This is a genomic window from Pseudobutyrivibrio sp. (assembly GCF_015057185.1).
In the GTDB taxonomy this organism is placed as follows: Bacteria; Bacillota; Clostridia; order Lachnospirales; family Lachnospiraceae; genus Pseudobutyrivibrio.
Map to the genome: position 1 here is coordinate 74,301 of NZ_SVEV01000010.1, position 19,556 is coordinate 93,856.

15 protein-coding genes are annotated in these 19,556 nt (G+C 35.1%); all 15 read right to left on the reverse strand.

What is annotated here, in order from left to right; all coding sequences use genetic code 11:
* Positions 1 to 294: 294 nt before the first annotated feature.
* The 15 genes from E7276_RS05630 to E7276_RS05700 all read right to left on the reverse strand — a co-directional run bounded on the left by E7276_RS05630 (position 295) and on the right by E7276_RS05700 (position 19,323).
* A complete protein-coding gene (locus E7276_RS05630) occupies positions 295 to 1,227 on the reverse strand; it encodes a sugar phosphate isomerase/epimerase family protein (protein WP_294214802.1) in 933 nt (310 codons plus the stop codon).
* Positions 1,228 to 1,250: 23 nt separating this feature from the next.
* Entirely contained in the window at positions 1,251 to 2,573 is a 1,323-nt protein-coding gene (locus E7276_RS05635; protein ID WP_294214804.1) for a sugar phosphate isomerase/epimerase family protein, read from the reverse strand.
* 12 nt (positions 2,574 to 2,585) lie between these two features.
* Positions 2,586 to 4,964 (reverse strand): adenylyltransferase/cytidyltransferase family protein, encoded by a 2,379-nt coding sequence (locus E7276_RS05640; protein WP_294214806.1) that lies wholly within the window; start codon positions 4,962 to 4,964, stop codon positions 2,586 to 2,588.
* Between the two features lie 17 nt (positions 4,965 to 4,981).
* Positions 4,982 to 6,022, reverse strand: coding sequence for an NAD-dependent epimerase/dehydratase family protein (locus tag E7276_RS05645; RefSeq protein ID WP_294214809.1), 1,041 nt, complete (start codon positions 6,020 to 6,022; stop codon positions 4,982 to 4,984).
* A complete protein-coding gene (locus tag E7276_RS05650; RefSeq protein WP_294214811.1) occupies positions 6,023 to 6,736 on the reverse strand; it encodes an IspD/TarI family cytidylyltransferase in 714 nt (237 codons plus the stop codon).
* Between the two features lie 23 nt (positions 6,737 to 6,759).
* Positions 6,760 to 8,046, reverse strand: coding sequence for a glycosyltransferase (locus E7276_RS05655; RefSeq protein ID WP_294214812.1), 1,287 nt, complete (start codon positions 8,044 to 8,046; stop codon positions 6,760 to 6,762).
* A gap of 154 nt (positions 8,047 to 8,200) precedes the next feature.
* Positions 8,201 to 8,560 carry a hypothetical protein gene (locus tag E7276_RS05660; RefSeq protein WP_294214814.1) on the reverse strand — a complete coding sequence of 120 codons (360 nt, stop codon included), beginning with the start codon at positions 8,558 to 8,560 and terminating at the stop codon, positions 8,201 to 8,203.
* Positions 8,542 to 9,786, reverse strand: a complete 1,245-nt coding sequence (locus E7276_RS05665; RefSeq protein ID WP_294214818.1) for a helix-turn-helix domain-containing protein — start codon at positions 9,784 to 9,786, stop codon at positions 8,542 to 8,544. The genes E7276_RS05660 and E7276_RS05665 overlap by 19 nt, the downstream gene beginning before the upstream one ends.
* 148 nt (positions 9,787 to 9,934) lie before the next feature.
* Entirely contained in the window at positions 9,935 to 11,380 is a 1,446-nt protein-coding gene (locus E7276_RS05670; RefSeq protein WP_294214821.1) for a CDP-glycerol glycerophosphotransferase family protein, read from the reverse strand.
* Positions 11,380 to 12,567 (reverse strand): rhamnan synthesis F family protein, encoded by a 1,188-nt coding sequence (locus E7276_RS05675; RefSeq protein WP_294214823.1) that lies wholly within the window; start codon positions 12,565 to 12,567, stop codon positions 11,380 to 11,382. Before E7276_RS05675 ends, E7276_RS05670 begins: the two co-directional genes overlap by 1 nt.
* Before the next feature lie 14 nt (positions 12,568 to 12,581).
* Positions 12,582 to 13,505 carry a glycosyltransferase family 2 protein gene (locus E7276_RS05680; RefSeq protein ID WP_294214825.1) on the reverse strand — a complete coding sequence of 308 codons (924 nt, stop codon included), beginning with the start codon at positions 13,503 to 13,505 and terminating at the stop codon, positions 12,582 to 12,584.
* A gap of 21 nt (positions 13,506 to 13,526) precedes the next feature.
* The gene (locus E7276_RS05685; RefSeq protein WP_294214827.1) at positions 13,527 to 14,663 is read right to left on the reverse strand and encodes a glycosyltransferase family 2 protein; all 1,137 of its coding nucleotides are present in this window, start codon (positions 14,661 to 14,663) and stop codon (positions 13,527 to 13,529) included.
* Between the two features lie 3 nt (positions 14,664 to 14,666).
* Positions 14,667 to 16,262, reverse strand: coding sequence for an ATP-binding protein (locus tag E7276_RS05690; RefSeq protein ID WP_294214830.1), 1,596 nt, complete (start codon positions 16,260 to 16,262; stop codon positions 14,667 to 14,669).
* A gap of 145 nt (positions 16,263 to 16,407) precedes the next feature.
* Complete coding sequence (locus E7276_RS05695) at positions 16,408 to 17,727, reverse strand: glycosyltransferase family 2 protein (RefSeq protein ID WP_294214833.1); 1,320 nt, start codon at positions 17,725 to 17,727, stop codon at positions 16,408 to 16,410.
* An 18-nt stretch (positions 17,728 to 17,745) separates the two neighbouring features.
* Positions 17,746 to 19,323, reverse strand: a complete 1,578-nt coding sequence (locus E7276_RS05700) for a glycosyltransferase family 4 protein (protein WP_294214836.1) — start codon at positions 19,321 to 19,323, stop codon at positions 17,746 to 17,748.
* Between the last annotated feature and the right edge of the window lie 233 nt (positions 19,324 to 19,556).

Genomic DNA, 19,556 nt, shown 5'->3' on the forward strand with positions numbered 1-19,556 from the left:
CCACCTCTTTTCAAGGAATGGGAGAGGGTTTTCACAATTTATTAATTATCTATACACAAAATATGAGCTGCCTCCCAACTTCCATTGAAATTGAAAAGCAGCTCTTAAGCAAATACTGATAACGTCATTATTTAGTTCCTTCCCGAATCGTTCTCAATGCTTTCCTTCGCGTCAATTGATCTGGCTTGCTGTCAAATCAACCAACGGAGAATTGGACTTTCTGCTTTGAATGAACAATTCTTTTTTGTTTTATACTCTTTATATCGGCAGAAAGTCCAATTAATTTATAACTTTTTATATTTTTTCAGCTAAATATTTTCCTATTTTATTGATGAAGCATAGGGCCTCAAATTTCATTTCAGGCGGGAATGCATCAAGGACAGGAGCAGTCTCAAAGCTAAGAACACCGTCAAATTTTATATCTCTTATTGCCTTTATAAATCCATCCCAATTTGTAGCGCTGGTGTTTTCACGGGTTTTAGTAAAAGTAAATGGAATCTGATGCAAGTCGTATCTGCCATCATTGTCATGTAAATGTAGTACCTTTAATCTTGGCCCAAGGGTGGTAATAAAGTCATAGAAATCCAGGTGCACTAGATTTGCATGACCAATATCAAAGCAAAATCCTAGTACCTCTGCCCCATATCTACTATTAAAATCATCAATTCGCTCCACTGCTTTTCTAACATCGCAGCCAGGTCCTTCGGCTAGATGTCCCTGGGCGCCATCATAGAGATTCTCCATACAAATGGTAATATTATTAGCTGCTGCAAATGGTGCGATTGACTCTAAAAACTCTGCTGTCTTTTCCCACTCTGCTTCTTCTGTGCCAAGGAATTTAGCAAGCTTAAGCCCATGAATAACAATATTAGGACATTCTAAAAACTTGCATATTTCCATGCTTTTCATAGGAATATTATCCCAAAGGTATTTATTTACTTCGTCGGAAACTGTAGGAACATAAACAGGATATGGCATGTGCATCTGATTGATTCTGATGCCTGCATTTTTCGCTGCTTCCTTGTGTGCTCCAAAAAATTCGTATAGTTCGCCTAAATCATTAGAGAAAAATCCGTTAAGATTTTCAGCGTATATGTCCTTGTTATATAAATAGCTGTTTAAGCTGAAATCACAGCAAGTAAATCCAGCAGCCTTTAACATCTGAAAGCCCTGCTCTGGATTATCATCTGTAACAACATTTTTTGTTTGAACACCAATTTCTAACATATCTCGCCTCCGTTTTGGGTAGATTAGTTTTCCTTCTTGATTTCACGTTTTTCGGAATCAAATCTATCAGTATACATAGATGGCATGTATTCATCATTAAAACGTTCTATTGGATTTTTTAATCCCATTTCCCTAAGCTGGGCCTCGATTTCGTCATAATACATGTTGCAGAGGAAAATGGCTGTTTCCTCAGGCAATTCTTTTAATGCTTCTGGAGGCTTGATTTCAAGTCCTTCGAAGGTCTGACCCCAGATAGCCTTGTTATTGTCGCAGGTGAAAAGTGGCGGGAATTGTTCCCCGTAGCATTTCATATAATTGCGACACATATTGCCTGCGCCAAACAGAACTCTAGACTGGTATTTCTCAATAACCAGTTCCATGGAAACCTGCCAGTTAATGTAATCTGCCATTTTTTTGCCATAGTCAACTATATACTCTCGCAAGCTAACTGGCGCAGCATTGTAGGTATCCATATAATCGATATAAACAGCACTGTCGTACTTAATCTCCCTAAGTCCTCGGATTATGCCAAGCCAATCCACTGAAGATTTGCCGCCAATAGCACTAGAAAATGGCATTAGACTGGAGCCATTATGTCCATCATTGTCCTTTAATATGATTAATCCGATTAGATTTCCAAGGATACTCAACACCTGATGATAATTCTGCCCAAGCAAATTGCAGATGCCAAAATCCAAGGAAATTTTAAATAGTGGTGCTCCAACCTCCTGATTTAATTCTTCAACGAATTCCTTGAATCGATATGGGTCTGATAAATCATTTCTATAAAGAGTTCCATTGTAATAATCAAAGGAATTTGGAATCAGGACCGTCAGATTATTTTCCTTTGCATAAGGCGCAATTGTTAGATAAAACTCTTTGGCTTCTTGCTTGTTAGGCCTTTTATGCTCTAGTTCCTTTAACCTAAGCTCCTCATTTTTTGTAAAATCCATGCCATGGTTTTTCTTTTTCTTAGCCTTTAATATTATTCGCTCTTCCACCAGGTCAAAAAGAATTGGGGAACATAAAATACTGCTGCAGCCTGCTGTTTTTGCGATGTTAAAGCTTTCAAAATATAGGTTTTTCGCTATGGAAAATGGCATTTCGATTAGGTCTTTGTCCCCAAAGAACACTGGGGTTGCTATTGTGTGATAAATCCCTTCAGCCTTTGATTTTTGCATATAAGGCTCCATAGCATATTGCAATTTGTCCTCTCCGTATTTGACAGCATCTGTTGCAAAGGCGCCCACACCGAACATGCAATTCTTATAGCCTGCCTTAACTATATGCTTGTGTAACATAGTAACTCGACTTGTGAAACCAACTGAACTTGCAATTATCTCCATGCCATACTCCTTCTATTCATTCTTGCCCTGCTCTCGTAGTTCTGTTTTTATAGCAGTTGAACTAATCCCTTCCGTATAAGGGAAGAAATAAATATCACTACCGTGTTTTCTGAGCCAATCCTGGTTTATGAGCCAGCCCTTGTCATTTGCATAGTCACTTCCAGAGAACTGCACATCAAAGTGATACATGTTAAATGCATCGATGGAGCTTGGTTTATCTACAGGGATTTCCACCGCCTCATCAACGTATTTACAGCCCTCTATTATTGCAAGTCTCTGGTCAAATGGAATCATTGGTTTAGTCTTTTTTCCATTCATTACCTGCTCATCAGTAACAACTCCAACAATTAGGTAATCGCAAAGCTCCTTTGAGCGTCTAAGCAGATTTAAATGACCAATGTGGAACATGTCAAATACGCCTGACACATAGCCCACATGATATGGCTTTGGTCCGTTGTCGCCCTGGGCCTTGAATTTCAAAGGTCTTGGATACTCAATACGAGGATCATAAATAGAAATATCTCTAACCTCCATTTTCTTTAGCTGGGACAAAACGTCCTCGTAATATTTAATACAAATAAAAACTCTATATGGAAGAGTTTCCTCCTTTACAATTTCCGGTGAATTTATAGGAATGTCGTACAGCATTGTTCCCCATTTTTCACTGTTGTTATCTAGAATTCCTTTTATCTCATAGAATTTTCCAAACTGGTCTATAAACTTCTTGGCAAAGTCTCCAGAGCCAAATAAATAGATCTGTTTGCTTTCTACGTCTTTAAAAATATTCTCAAATAATCTATCGTATTCGTTCTGGGCAAAATCCATGCGGAAGCGGTTCTTGTTCATGACACCATGATCTTTACGGGTTCTGATATTGTAATTTGCAAGCTCTGCCTCATGCCTAAGCTCTGCTAGGAATTTATATTGGATTTTCCTAAACATAGCCTCATGTTCCTTTAAGTGGAAGTATTCTAATACCTCATCCTTTGGCAGAAGCTGTTCCATTTCCCAACAATCGCGATAAACAAAGTCCACCGTTCTAATAAAAATTGAATTTGCAGGAAATTCCTCAATGTAAAATTCCTGATCAAAAAATACAGGGCCTCTTTCGGTGTGGAAGCAGTTTATTGAAACCAAGTCTATGTATCCCCTTTTTAGGATAACGCCTAGGTTTGCTCTATCCTCATCGCTGCCAAATGCAAGGTCTCGCCATTTATATCTGGTTGGATTGTCAGGCTTTTGCTTGTACCAGTAAGGGTCAAATTTCAGCCAATCATATTCCTCGTAAGGAACCTGCTCTGAGGAATTGTCGATGATGTTTTTGAAAGCCGTCATTTCCTGCAGGAATTTTTCTTTGCTTTCTCTCAGGCAATCTCTCAAATATTCTGTATAAATTGTTCCATGGACAAAGCCTGTTACAAAGGAATTATCCATTACATTTAATTTACCCTGAACCATTGGAACATTATGCTCAGTCAGGTCGTCAGTATTTGCCATCAGCTGGGATGATTTGAAAGCCCCTGCCTGATACATAGGTATTTTCTCGACTCTATCCTCATAGAGAAATGTTGCTACTGCCGTATCCTCTGAACGGTCATTTTGAACGGTAACCTGATTTGGATTGTCCAGTGTCCCGTCTATTGTAGCTTCTATAAAATAGCCGTTTGCCATTTGATGAAGAAGGTCGTTTTCAAGGAAATCCTGGTATAGTCGCTCTTCAGGTAAATAGATAGTTTCCGGGCTAACATACTCTGCAAAAATTCTCACGTCCAATCTTTCATTTGGTTTGTAGCCATATTTTAGAAAAATCTGAGGTCTGGCAATACATGGAAATACTGAATATGTCTCTATTTTTTTAATCCCAGCATTTTTTAGCATTCTCTCTACATCTACTTTGGAAAATGCGTGCCCACCAATTGTTTCCAAACGTTTTTGGCTTAGATTTAGATAGTTATCTATGCCATCTAAAACATGACCTGTGGTAATATCCTTGTCACCACAAAAATGTCTGAGGGCAAAGCGGTTGTTGGTGGCAATAAGAATTTTGCACTGTGGTGCCATAAGCTCTGGGAGCTTTTTTATCAAAGTTTGAGCATCAACAACCTGCTCTAGCAGACCGGCTAAGATAATGTAATCAAAATAATGTTGATAATTGTTTAGGTCGACTCCTGCATACTCTGGTGGAATTTCAGGAGTAATGTATTCTAAATCAAAGTCAGTAAGCTGATATTTATGGATGCAGGTAACCTCCAGCCCCTTATCCTCAAGTACAGAAAAAAGCACCTCAAATTCAGGCAAGGTGCCTGTGATAAATAGTGCTTTCTTTCCTTTTTCAAATTTGTACCAGCTAATAATCGCCTTTGGTAAATCTTGAACTATATTCTGCTCCATATCCATTTTGCCTCTGCTTATCTAAGATTCATTAATGTACACTTCAAGCCGTCCTTTATTTCGTATTTTCCCTTCCATCCAAGAGTAGTTAGTTTTGTAGCATCAAGCACTGCATAGGAAATCGGTGTTTCCTCCTGCTTTTGTAAATCGTTTGGTATTTCAAATCTGCAATTTACCTTTGATATTTCTGCCAACTTTTGCGCAAAATGGGCAAGGCTTACAGTTGAATCCGAATTTGCGATATTATACGCTTCCCCGATTTTCCCATTTAATAGGACTGTCAAAATTCCTGAGGCTGCGTCTGCAATGTATGTGTAGCTGCGAATCTGGTTGCCTTTGCTAAGTAGAATTATGTCCTGTCCATTTATGGCATTATTTATAAATTGAGTGGATGCTCTGTTGTCGGTTGCTGCTGTAAATGGACCATAGGTGTGGCTAAGTCTTGCCACCTTCGCATTTACGTTATATTCCTCGTTATAGCTAGAGCAAAGAGTCTCTGCGGCCTGCTTTCCTACTGGGTAGCAAGAGCGAGTGGACATTCCTGCCGCCATAATCATATCTGTTTCCTTGAATGGTCTGTTATCAGATGAAGGAGCTCCGTATACTTCTCCACTTGAAATAAAGATATAACCTGTAGCTTGTTTTTCTTTGGCAAGCTCTAGTGTATTTATTGTTCCAAGTAATGCCGGTGTCATGGTCTCTACAGGTCTTAGTCTAAAAGCCTCTGGATAACCATCTCCTGCTGCATGAATAATATAGTCAATGGATGCCTTTAGATTAATTGGCTGGCATACGTCTTGGATTAGATAATGGAGCTTTTTAGAATTCGTATATGCGAATCGTTCCCGTGCCCTCTTCTCATTTCTTGCCAAGCCATATATTTCAATATTTGCATCTAAGGTCTCATTTGCATAAAGCAAAATATCCACAATGAATCCGCCAATGAGACCAGTTATCCCCGTTATCAACACTGATTTATTGAACAGCTTTCCAAAATGGACGGTTGAATCAATGGCATTATTCAAATCGTTTTTGTAAGTGGTCTTTAATTCCTTCATCTATTTAATCCAGTCTGCCTTCTTTGCCATAAGAAGCGCTTTGAAAATCTCTAGGTCTTCGGCTGTTGTTATTTTTATATTTTTCTCTGAACCAGGGCAAAAACTAACCTGTTCTCCAAGCTCGACCATAAGCGTGCATGTTGCCACAGAGTTTGTGATTCCTTTTTTTGCTGCCTGTTCATGGGCCCATTTCAGCTTGCTGAGTTTGAACGCCTGTGGTGTTTGGGTTCTGGCAAGATCTTCTCTAGGGATAACTTCCTTGGAAGAATTTTTGTCATCACCGCGAAGAAGCATGGCCTCAGCACATGGGATTACAGTGATTGCTGAACCAGTCAGCTTACACTGTGCTATGCAATTTGAAATAATCTCCTGCGAAACATTAGGGCGGATTGCGTCATGAATTAGAACCATGTCATCATCACTGCATTCTTTTGCGAGAGCCACGATTCCATTATGAATAGATTCCTGACCATTATTTCCGCCAGGGACAATCCATTTTAATTTTGAAATATTAAACTGATTTGCATAGGCCCACAGCATGTCCTGCCAGCCTTCTATGCACACTACGAGAATAGCATCGATTTCTGGATGCTTCTGAAAAGCCTGCAACGTATATACGATAATAGGCTTGTCATTGATATTTAGAAATTGTTTTGGAATGTCCTGGTTGGTGCGTACCCCCTTACCACCAGCGATGAGCATTGCAATATTCATAAACTACCCCCATAGTCTTATGATTAAGCCAAGTAAAAATACTCCTCAAACAATGTGCCGTCTAAATAATTTGTCACCTCTAAATCAAGTAAATTAATACACATAGCCTTATAAGCATTGGTGCCTCGCACTGTTGCCACAATAATCAGGCTATCTGGATATTTTTTAATTGCATCATCTATCTTTAGGACCTGATGATTTGCAAGGATTTGTGCCTCTGCGTCATCTGTTACAGCAAAGCATTTTAGCTTGCTGATTTGGTCTAAGTTTACAAGGTTGCGAAGGGCTATGACGCCTCTATTCCCTGCACCATATATTATAATTGAATGTGCCTCATTTAGCTTATTAACTACAAATGATTTTTTATCAATAATATTGTTTAAAAGCGTTTGGCTTTCATCTGTGATGTCTCGCATCCAATTATCAAGGAAGCCGTTCATTTTAATTGCTGCGCCGTATTTTGCATATTCATCCTTGAGATGAGTCACATAATCTGGTTTCAATTCATCAGCAATTCTAAAGAACACGCCTCTATCTCTGAAAAGTCTGTAGTAATAGCAGTATGGTAATAGATGGTAATGTCCTCTTGATTTGAGCTGGTCCTCTAGCCATGAATACTCATTTTCCATGGCATATATTTTGCCTGTGCTTTTTATGGATGCCTCAGGATTGTCCTGTCGGTATAGGTAAAATGCCTCGTCAAGCCACATAGCCTTACTTGCGTACATACATGTCTGCATCCAAAAGCCGTTATCCTGATAGGATGCGCCTGGCGATTCGTTGAAGCGAATGTCGTTGGCTTTCAGGAAATCAGTTTTATAGATGCCTGTCCAAATATTCATGAAGAAATCAAAGAAAATATTTCTGTAGCGCTGGTCAAGTGCCTTGTTATAATATAGGTCTAGGGAATCTACGTGTATACGTTTTTTGAAATCCAAGCTTTCAAACCAAAAATATGCTTCGGATTTGATGAAGTCAAGATTGTTTTGGACAGCCTGGTCATAGAGACGCTGGTACATTTCCGGCAGAATGCAATCATCGCTTTCCACTATGCCAATATATTTTCCAGTGGCTGCGTCAAGTCCCGTGTTCATGGCTGCGCCGTAGCCTGCGTTTTGCTTGTGGATGGCTACTATGCGGCTGTCCTTTGCTGCGTACTCGTCAACTATTTTCTCGCTACCATCATTTGAGCCATCATCTACGCATATTATTTCTACATCAGAAAAAGTCTGGGCCAGTATGCTGTCCAGACATTGTGGCAAATATGCCTTCACGTTGTAGATTGGTACGATGATTGAAATTTTCGCCATAGCATTCTCCGATTAGCTCGCCTAGTACTACAACTCTATTTTATCTATTCTTAGGGAAAAATACTCTAGTTTTCACAGAATGTTGCGAAATTTATTTGGAATTTTAATGATACTAGTGGGAATTTCAGATGAAATAGCCACTAGTAACTCAATTTTACTGAAGCTGTGCAAAGTTTTGGGCGCCGAAATTTTCGAATTTCACCCAGTAATTGTCTAGATGGTTGTTTCCATTGTTCTTTCTAATGTAGAGGTCAAAATCCATTTTATCCATACCAAGAGCCCTCAAATGCTCACGGTAAAACATGCAGTTTTCTCGCATGGTACGTCTCTGGAAAAATTTTACAAAGCTACCATAGGACACGCCGAGCTTTGCTAGCTCCCATGGATATAATTTGCCCTGGCTCAGGTCAACAGATTTGATTAACTCACGGTCTTTAATTTCGAAATCCATTAAAGGAGTGTCTATATAATACAGAATACCTTTAAGATTATTTATTAATCTAACTTCTGCCATAAGTCATTCATTCTCCTTTCGTATTCTAGGGCAAATGGGGTTGTTAGGGTATCTAAATAATTTATTTTTGTAACGCCACTATATATTTTTCTGAGGTTGAATTCTTTGTGAAGCGCCTGAAGCAAGTCAAAAGGATCCTCACCATATGGTGCCACATACACTGCATTCATGGCCTCATCATAGGTTTTATAATTGTCCCTATAATAATCATGCTCAAATAAGCCCATACCATTATCAAATATCAATGGTATCTCGTGCTTTCCAGTTAGAGAATTATAGAATAATCCAAAATTGCGTGTGTGCCTGTCTACATTGCCTACCAAGCAATCTAGTACAGCTAAATCCAACATATATTTTTCAGCATCTGAATATGGTAAGTCACCTATATCAGAAAGCTGCATGGCGCACCATTTAAGTTTTTCTATGGCGTTCATCTTTATTAAAGCATCATCCTTTGTGGATATATGTCTTGATTCTAATAATGATTCAAATGATAAAAATGTATAGCCGTCCAATTCAAAATTATCCGAGTACACTCCGTCAAACTTACGACCACCGTATGCGAAATGACAGTGTTTCTGGATAACACAAGGCATGCCAAACTGTCTAGCTATATCAGATGCGATTATCTCAACTGCCCAGTCTCGCATATGAAGCCCCGACATAATAGCCTGAGATTTAACGAAAAGCCTGCGTTCATTTGAAAGAGCCTTCATCTGGAAGCCATCAGTATCAGTTCTAGTCAGGAGTATGTCCTTTTTAGTAAATGCAAATTCTGGAATGCTCTTGCTTTTTATTTCTAATTCTCTAATGGACTTGGGAGAAAAAGTTTTCTCTCCATCCGTCATAAAAAACGTACCTGGTCCATCTACTCCCATTTGTTGTAAATATTTCTCTTCAAGAAGTTTAATAAAATCCTGCCATGAAGGATTATTGTTGAACCCGAATGGAAGCTTCGATAAGCGAACCACATAATTGATTATGGTCAAAACATGGTGCTGCCAATCAATCTCCATAGATGTGACGCACTCTCCATCTACCATCCAGTTAATAGTATCAGGCAGAGTCTCGTGTTCCTTAATTCTTTTGTGCAATGCCTGTCTAGAAACTCCATACTCAGCTGCCAGAGAGGCAATACTCTCTCCGCTCTCATGACGAGATATTATATTTTGCAAATCTGTATTTGATATTTTAGGCTTGCGACCTGCATTTCTTTCGTTGGACATAAAAATAGCCTCCATAGTTTTATTATGGAGGCTGGTGAGGTTATTGTCAACTTATTAATTTGTTGTCAATCATTAATCATCTTTCTGATTGTATTAAAACATACCCTGCACTTCATCTACAATGCTCATAATGTCAGGTTCAAATCTTTCATTCTTTCGAATTATATATCAATTCTGCAACCTTTTTTGCGGCTTCACCTATATCATAAGAACCATATTCCGAAAGCCATTTTTCTACTCGTTTTTTATATATTTTTTCATCAAAATTCTCTATTGCTTCGCATAATTCATTGGTGTTATGCCCCTTTGGATATGGATACAATTCCGGAGAGACGTAAAAGCCTACATCATTTTCAGTTTTTTCTAAATCATTATAAAACTGGAAAATAGGTTTGCCTTGCAATGAAAAATCCCACATACATGAGGACCAATCACTAATTAGGACATCTGCTGCAACAAGCAATTCTTGCATATCTGGGTAATCAGTGGCATCAATATAGTTACGATATTTATTTTTTATAGATTTACTATTTGATATGATGTTATGCATTCTATACATGAATACATACTCAAACGAAAAACTCTCTTTAAGAGCTGATATTACTCTTTCCGCATCCAAGTCATATACACTTGTCATTATTTCAGGGTCCCCATGTATCAAATAATGCCTAAACGTTGGAGCATATAGCACTATCTTTTGATTTTCACTAATATGGTATTTTCTTTTTACTTTATTCTTTATCTCTAAAATATTATCTGCAAAAAAAATATCATTTCTAGGATATCCTACATGTAGAATCTCGCCTCTATACAGATGTGATTCTCTGTATACCTTATCACAGAAATCTGATCCAGCAACTGCTATATCAACAACACCAAATATTTTGTTTAAACGTGTCCTTAAAGCATCATAGTCTTCTACATTTTTTGCGTCTAATCCAACTTTTTTTGATGGTCCCATACCATGCCAAGAACATATATATATCTGCCCCTCTCTCTTATTTACAAAGTTATCAAAAGTTGTGTTAGATACTATTGTTCCGGCAGTATACTTCTCATAATAGAATTCTTTTGTATTAACTTGGATAGGTGTTATTTCATTAGGCAAACTATTATCATCTATATTTTTAATACACCAACCCATTTTCATTTTTGGCATATGAATCCTTATATATTCGGCAATATATTTACAATTACATCCATATCCCTCTCCGTCAAAGCTATTGAATAAAATTCTATTATTATCTATGGGTATTTCATTACAGATTTCTCTAATAGCATCCTCCGTTCCCATTAGATACTTGTTATCAATAAATATAACGTTATCGTTTGTCCAACCTCGACTATATAGATTTTCACAGATTTCTTTTCTATATTTGTCGGATACAGCCAAATAGAAACTTGTATTATCAGTATCTAGTTCTATATCGCTCAACTCATATACATTACTTGTATTCTTATTATCTTTCTTGGTAACTACAAAGCCTTTTATGAGTTCTGCCTTATTTAATTTTGACATTAGCCAATAAAAATTATTGGCATATTTTCCTGCCCCATAAATATAATTATTTTTGTTGGGATCGATAATTACCATTATAGATTTCCTCTAAATACTTTAATTTTACTTACGCCCTTTTCCTTAAGTCTCGTTTCTATTTCTTTGATTGCCGCCTCATCTTTTATTGCAATTAATACACAAATATCATTAGATTTTAATTCATCTAACTCATATATTTTTTTTCCTAGAATCTCATTGGCGGACTTTTGTGATAGCAGAAAACCTTCTATGTTTATTCCCAAACTAATCAATCTTTCATAACATTTTCCACCATAATGCCCTGCTCCCCAAATATACACATTTCTATCACACCAATTTTTGAGCTCATTTATCTTATGTTTAAAACTATTCAACTTAGCATCATCCGTTATTCCATGATACTGATTTATAAATGAGCCCATTTTAAGTGCCGAATTCTGCAAAACATTTAAATGTTTCATAATATAATGCTTAGAAAAAACGTTATAGCCCTCAAATCCAGCACTTTTTACCACATCATAAAGAATTCGTTCCACTCCATGTGTAAGTAACAGTTTTCCTTTTTCTATTGGCTCTTTTTCAAAGCATTCATAACTCCACTCATAGTTAAATAGCCTAGATAATGCCTCTGTTCTAGCCCAAAAAGTGGTTCCATAAGATACAGGTTCTTCTGTCAGCTCTGTAGAAAGACCAATTAAATTTGCAACTCCTATAATATATTGTTTATATTCATTCCAATCTGTTCCGTACCATGGATGAGCATAGTCTCCCACTAATACAGGTGGCAATAGAATACCTAATTTCTTATTTAATTCAAACCTACGAAGAATTTCATTGATATGTCCTTTTGAATGAAGAAGATTATCCCACATGCACTCTCTAAACATCGCTAAGAAATCTCGTTCTTCTTCATTCATTTTCTTATCATGTACAAAACAAATAATGTCATATTTTTCTATATATACTTTAAATGTAACTAATAAAGCAGCAATATCTCTCCCCCTATTTTCCCCAATAATAACTTTTTTTATATTGGGCAAGGAAGAAATATGCTGCTCTATAATATTTGCCTTTTCTATACTTGTTGTAGAGATATAAATATCAATGTTCTCTGGAATATTCCTTAAAAAAGAAATATAGTAATCTATTTGTGTTTCATAATATAAATGCACAAAAACGCCTACTGAATTCATATTGAATAAGCTATTATCATTTGATTCATCAATTAGTAGACTCTGTAACATAGATATTTCCTCATTTAATATTTCCACATATCTGCATATAAATACTTTAAATGGTACATTCTTCTACATGCCTGGGCAATTTCAATTTTATTCTTAACATCAGCCTCAAAAGCATTGTTTATTAACTCATTAAAAATCAGATATAACTTATGAAGTTCCGCTTCATTTGGTCTATACTCATCAATTTTCTCTGGCAACATCCTGAATAAGAATGCTAGAGATTCGTCTTTTAATGTGACGCCATTAACTTCAAAAGCCCTTCTTCTAATTTCATCGTACTTTTCAGAACGAGAAGAAATACTTTGTGTTGTACAATTTTCACTATGCAGTCTCCACTGTAGTAAGACATCTTTAATGTTAGAAATTCGTCCCTTCTCTGAAAACTCTATCCAGAATAAATAGTCCTCCATCCCCATACAGTTTTCCTTGTAGTAAATACCATTATTATCAACAAAACTTTTTCTAAACATCATTGTTCCATTGCCTAGAACATCATAGAATAAAAGCCTTGCTTTTATATATAGCGGATTATTTAAACATAATGTTCTTTTTTCTATGATTTCATCATTTTCATCTATCACATCATGGATTCCACCTACTGCATCTATATCTCTGTTAGCATCCAAAAAGTCAACTTCTTGCTGTAGCCTAGTAACAACAGCAATATCATCATCATCCATAAGGGCAATATACTCACCAGTAGCATTTCGAATCCCCTTATTTCTAGAATATGAAATGCCATAATTTTTATCATTAGATAACACTCGAATCCTTGAATCATCAATGTCTTTTACTATGTTCATGGAATTATCTGTTCCACAATCATCTATTATGATTAATTCAAAATCCTGAAAAGTTTGATTTAAAATAGAATTGATTGCTTTTAATACATACTTTTCAGCATTGTAAACCGGCATTATAACACTTACTTTTGGCATATTAATTTCCCCTTAATATTGCTAGTAAATAATTCTTTCTTTATCCACCCCATTAGCACACAAATAATCAACTACCTCTGCAATTACATTTTCATCTTTTATAGCTACAACTATATAATCGTATTTTTCTTTAAATATCATTTCAGGCAAACTAATTTCTTTATTGGATGGATTCTTGTCACACCATAAAATATTGTTTGCATATTTACTATCTACTAATTGTTTATAATATTCTTTTCCTATTTTCCCTGCTCCATATAAAACTATGTCGGAATATCGTGGAATTTTTTCAAATGGGAACCGTACTATATTATTATTTTGAAACGCATAAGGAGCCTTCATCCAAATCATATATCTCATATACTGATCTAGCTGAGGTAATAAAAATTCATGATATGTACTTTTCTGAAATATAGACTTCATATTCAGATATAGTAGTGAAACATTTTCATAAAAGTCATTCCCTTTTTGTTTTGTCATTGATTCACTTACTTGTACATAATGATATGAGGTATCTGATATTACGACTATTTTGCTACACATAGTCATGCATCCCATACAAGCAGCTACATCTTCACCGTCGAATACTCTTTTATCGACCTGTTTCAATGCTTCCAAGATTAATTCTTTCTTAAAAACTTTTGTACACATGTAGGGCAGGATGCCAAAAGTATAAAATCCTTTGTAATGCAGCATTCTAGCATAAAAGGATTTTAATAATTCTTCTGTATCATAACAGCCATCTTCAATATTATTTAATTTTTTTTCATGATTATTTTCATTATCAATCCAACATCCCCCAATGACTATATCGGCATCTTTTTTTAGCATTGCGTCCATATAGTTCTTGAGAAAAGACTCTTCCCACCAATCATCTGCATCTATAAACGCAGCATAGTTTCCGCTAGCTATTTCTAGACCATTTATTCTAGCGGCAGTTTGTCTCATGTTATGCTGTCGTATCAATTTAATTTGTGAATAATTATGAGCACACTTCTCCAAAATGCTATATGTGGAATCTGTAGACCCGTCATCAACGCATATCAACTCAAAGTTTCTATAAGATTGCTTTATCACAGACTCTATAGCATTTTCTACATACTTTTGACCATTGTAAACAGGCATAATAACCGAAACCAGTGGCTCAGTATTCCCCATATATTAGTGTCCCCCGTTTAAGCTTTTTATTTCCCACTCACTAATGTTTCTAATCTCTGATGAAAATTTCACTCCAATTATTGTTTTTTCTCTTTGATCTGCTGCATATGGAATTAGATATCTGTTTTCCTCTACTTGATTTATAGCATCTTTAGCAGATTTATCTAATTTGAACTCAAACACATATATGTTAGTACCAGTCTGGACAATGCAGTCGGCACGGCCATTTGCGCTATGTGCTTCTGCTTTTACAAACTGCCCCAGTAACGCAAATACGATATAGATTACGTTTTGGAAATTCTGCTCTACTAATCTAATATCCTTGTCTGTAGGATATGGTAAACTTTCGAATAATGCTTCGAATCTATGTCTAATACTTTCCAAATCATTGTTATTCAAATCATTTAAAAAAGCTCTAATTTCAAGAGGCGATATTCCCTCACTATTCTTCATGAACATTGGAGCTAAGCTTTTCAGAAAACTATATTTTACTTCATCATTTGGGTAATCTAACTTGAGAGCGTTAATCTCTTTATCGTATCCTTTGATTGTTAAATATCCTGTTTGATACAATAATGGAATCAAATTAACATCATCAGCCTTGTACTCCATCAAAGCATATCTCTCTGCATAGAGTTTTCCTTCTGTAATTAATTTTACATTGAAATCCTCAGCACGAATTTTATCTATAAGGAATGTAGGTGTTCCGGTACTAAACCAATATGGTTCAAATTCCATATTATTAATAGCACATAATAAACTATATGGATTATAGATATCAGGAGAATCATAATGGAAATGATATCCATCATACATAGTCTTTAATTTTGTTCTACATTCTGCAGGAGATAATCCTAATTCACTAGATATTAAGTCAATATTCTGACTAAGATATTTATCTATTTCCTCATCAGTTATGCCGCATATTGCAGCAAATTCCTTGTTAATTGAAATATCTGTAAGTTGATTAAGATCGCTAAAAATACTAACCTTACTAAACTTTGTTACACCAGTAAAAAATACGAATTTTATATAGCTATCGTAGCTTTTCAAAGTGCTAAAAAAGCCTTTGAATAATTCCTTGTTATGTTCTTCTTTTTCATTATCATCGATAACATCAAGTAATGGTTTGTCGTATTCGTCCACAAGAACAACTACATTTTTGCCGGTGCTATTAACAGCTTTTTCTATGATATGTCTAAAACGTTCTGGTAAGGAAGCCTCACCTTTGTCGAGACCATACTGCTGCTCCCATTTTATTAGGTGCTCATTTAATACATCTTCTAATGCATTCTCTCTGGCATATGAATCCTTATTGAAATCAAAATAGAAAACTGGGTATTCTTGCCAAGCATCTTCATTATTTGCTTCAAGATACTCTATTGCCAAACCACTGAATAATTCTTTCTTGCCTTGCCAATAAGCCATTAGTGTTGAAACCAACAAACTCTTTCCGAATCTACGTGGTCTACTTAAAAAATAAGGTATACCTGAGTGGACTAGCTTGTATACATATTCTGTTTTATCAATGTATAAATACCCATCTGTTCTGATTTTCTCAAAACTCTGTATTCCTAATGGTATATTTTTCTTTAACATTATTGTCTCCGTGCTGTGTGAATTAAATATGCATGATTAAAGTATACAAATTTAGAGTAGAATAGCAAACGGTAAACCGTTTACTAAATAGCTTGTAGCTACTGTTACTACTATATATTTGTTTTACTCTAGTCATTTAATATAATTATTTCTTTATTAATATGTTATACTCTACATAGTTGGCAATATTTCTTTCTTCTAAGCTCTTCTTTACATCATTTATATATTTCTCGGATACGCCAATTATAACTAAATCATCCTTCATCAAACTATCAATTGACCATACTTTTTTATTGTTATAATAAGGTGGATTGACCTTTGTATCAGAAACCACAAACCCCATAAATTTTTCATCCATTCGATTAATACCATTTAATAAAATAAATGAATTCTGCGCAATCAATCCGGCTCCATATATGTATACTTTGCTTGCTCCTTTTATTCGGTCTACGATTACTTCGTTTAATAAATAATTTTCTTCAAAAAAACGTTCTGGATATTCACTTAAGAATAGTATTTCATTATATAGTATTTCATTTTCATTTGTTTTAACTAATTCTCCACGTAAAATTGCTTCTTTCATTTCTGATGCAATTAATTTGATAAGATATTTTCGATCCTCATATTTACTTTTGCCTATGTCAAAGTTTCTCTTTTTAAATCGATATTCCCACAAAAATTGCAGCAATTTTTCTTTATCAACGCCCCTTTTAATTATACAATTTCGCATATATTTAAACTCTTTATGCAAGCACTCTGTCTTTTCCTTACTAAAAACTGACGATTTTTCATTATCTCTGCGCAAATTGTAATATGCTTCATTTAAAAAAAATATACGCTTTGCATATATCATAACTTGTAACCAAAAACCATTATCTTGAAAGGCTGCTCCTGGAGTCTCATTATGCATAATATCGTTTTGCAAGAGAAAATCTCTGTTATATATTCCTGACCAGGTGGTCACATTACTATACATTATTCTAAAATCTTTTGTATAATTAGTTACTATACTATACAAGTCACGATCTGAGGGTTGTAATACATATCCTTGTATGAATGTACGATTATTCTTATCTCCATAAAATATCATATTATCTGACTTAACTACATCCAACTTTTTTTCATTTGCGACTTCATATAATCTAAAAAACATATTACAGTCTACATAATCATCTGCCTCGATAAGTCCAATGTACTCTCCTCTAGCACTATGAATACCCAAGTTCATTTGATATCCATAGCTTTTATAATTGCTTTTTATCAATACTATTCGATTATCATTTTCTTTATAATATTCTATTCTTTCGTACGTTCCATCATCCGATCCTGCATCTACACATATTATTTCTATATCCCCCAATGTCTGATTTAAAGCACTCTCTAAACATTCATCTATATAATCAATGGCATTTAATACTGGTACTATAATCGAAACTGCAACTCTTTTTTTTCTCCCCATTCCCATATATTCCTTTCTCCATTATTATATATGTATGTCTTTTTGCAAAATACTCCTTCCAATTATTGGAACACTATAGTAATTTCTCAATTCTGATATTACCTTGTCTTCCTCATTTTTAAGAGTAACAATAATCACTTCCGTTTTTTCATCCAATTCATCAGATAAATGTATGTATGGTAATAATGATTCCATTATATCGGGCTGCTTATCAAAAATATTAGTTATTTCATACCCATGTTCCTCTAATACGTCATATAAGTCACAACCAAATTTAGACATACCATAGATGGCTACGTAATGAACTTTCTGCCTATTTAAATAAGACAAAACATTTTCTTTAAAATCTTTATTACCAGCCTCCATTACATCATTCTTTCCATTTGCTTCAACATTGCTTGACACACAATCAATATTACTATAGTTATATAAATACTTTACTAGTTGCCTCTTTTGTTCCACTTTGTTTTCCTTATGAGTAACTACATAGCTATATAAATCTATTAATTGTTTTGTATAGTTTTCTACTGAAAACTTTTTTCTAGCATAACAATAATTCTCATGTGACACTTTTTTATATTCACTTAAACTCATAGATGTTAGATTCTTCATTATTCTAGCAAGCTGAATATAATCCCCAAACTCATATAAATAACCATTCTCTTGATGTTCTCCTATTATCTCCTTTGTCCCAGCACTATTCACACCAATTGGTATATTTCCAGAAAGCATTGCTTCTATGGTAACTCTTCCCAACGCTTCATATTCTGAACCAATTATCGCAAACCTACATCTATTTCTTAAGGCTTGAAGATTTTCAGTAAAACCTATGATTATAATATTATTATTCAATCCTTTATATTTTATATACTTATTAATAGCCCACTGAGATCTATAATTTCCTGCTCCAACTAAATATACCTTTACATCTACCCCATTTGAAACTAACTCATTAACTGCTCTAACTGCGTCACATTGTCCCTTGTTTTTAGATATATATCCTATAAAAATAAATTCATTTAACATCCTCTCCTCGATAGTGTTAAGATGTTCACTTTCTATTGTAACCGCATTATATAGTTGTGAAGATTTCAACTGAAATCTATTATCTATCTCTTTCCTAACACATTCCGAAATAGCTATAACCAAATCTGAACAATCAACTATTCTTTTTTTTATTGAATTGTCATAGTATTTATAGTCAAACTGCCTTTCTACCAATTCTCTAAAATGCCAAACGTGAGGAATGTTTGCATAACATGAGGCTAATGCTCCAACATTGGCCACACTTGAATTAGTATGTATTAGTTCAATTTTCTCTTTTGCTATAATTCTAACTATCTTTTTTGCAGCTTGTATATTATCATTCATCAAAAGCTTTACATTTCCGTTTTCATTAAGAGGTATGAAATCTTTCAAAAACGGTATAACAAATACTTTATATCCTTTTTTCTTCAATATATCAGTAACAGGGCCTTCACTAGGTATTACAATAATTGGATTAATAAATGACAATGCATAATCTATAAAATCTAAAAAAGATTTTGTAGCGCCCCCAAAAACTGACTCATGTAATATATAAAGTATTCTCATTTTTTTCATAGTATACACCGTGACCCATTTATTATTTGTAAGCGCTTAGTATTACCCCGTAGGGTATGAATAAAGGCATCCTTTCGGATGCCAGACATTCAACATATGGAGCATTTTACTCCATTTTATATAGCGCATGCTTCCTGAGTAGCTTCGCTCCATGGGGCTAACTGCTCTAGTTCCTCGTCTGACGAACCAGCACTCGGACGACTCTCGAGAAGATACTCGAGATATTTTTCAGG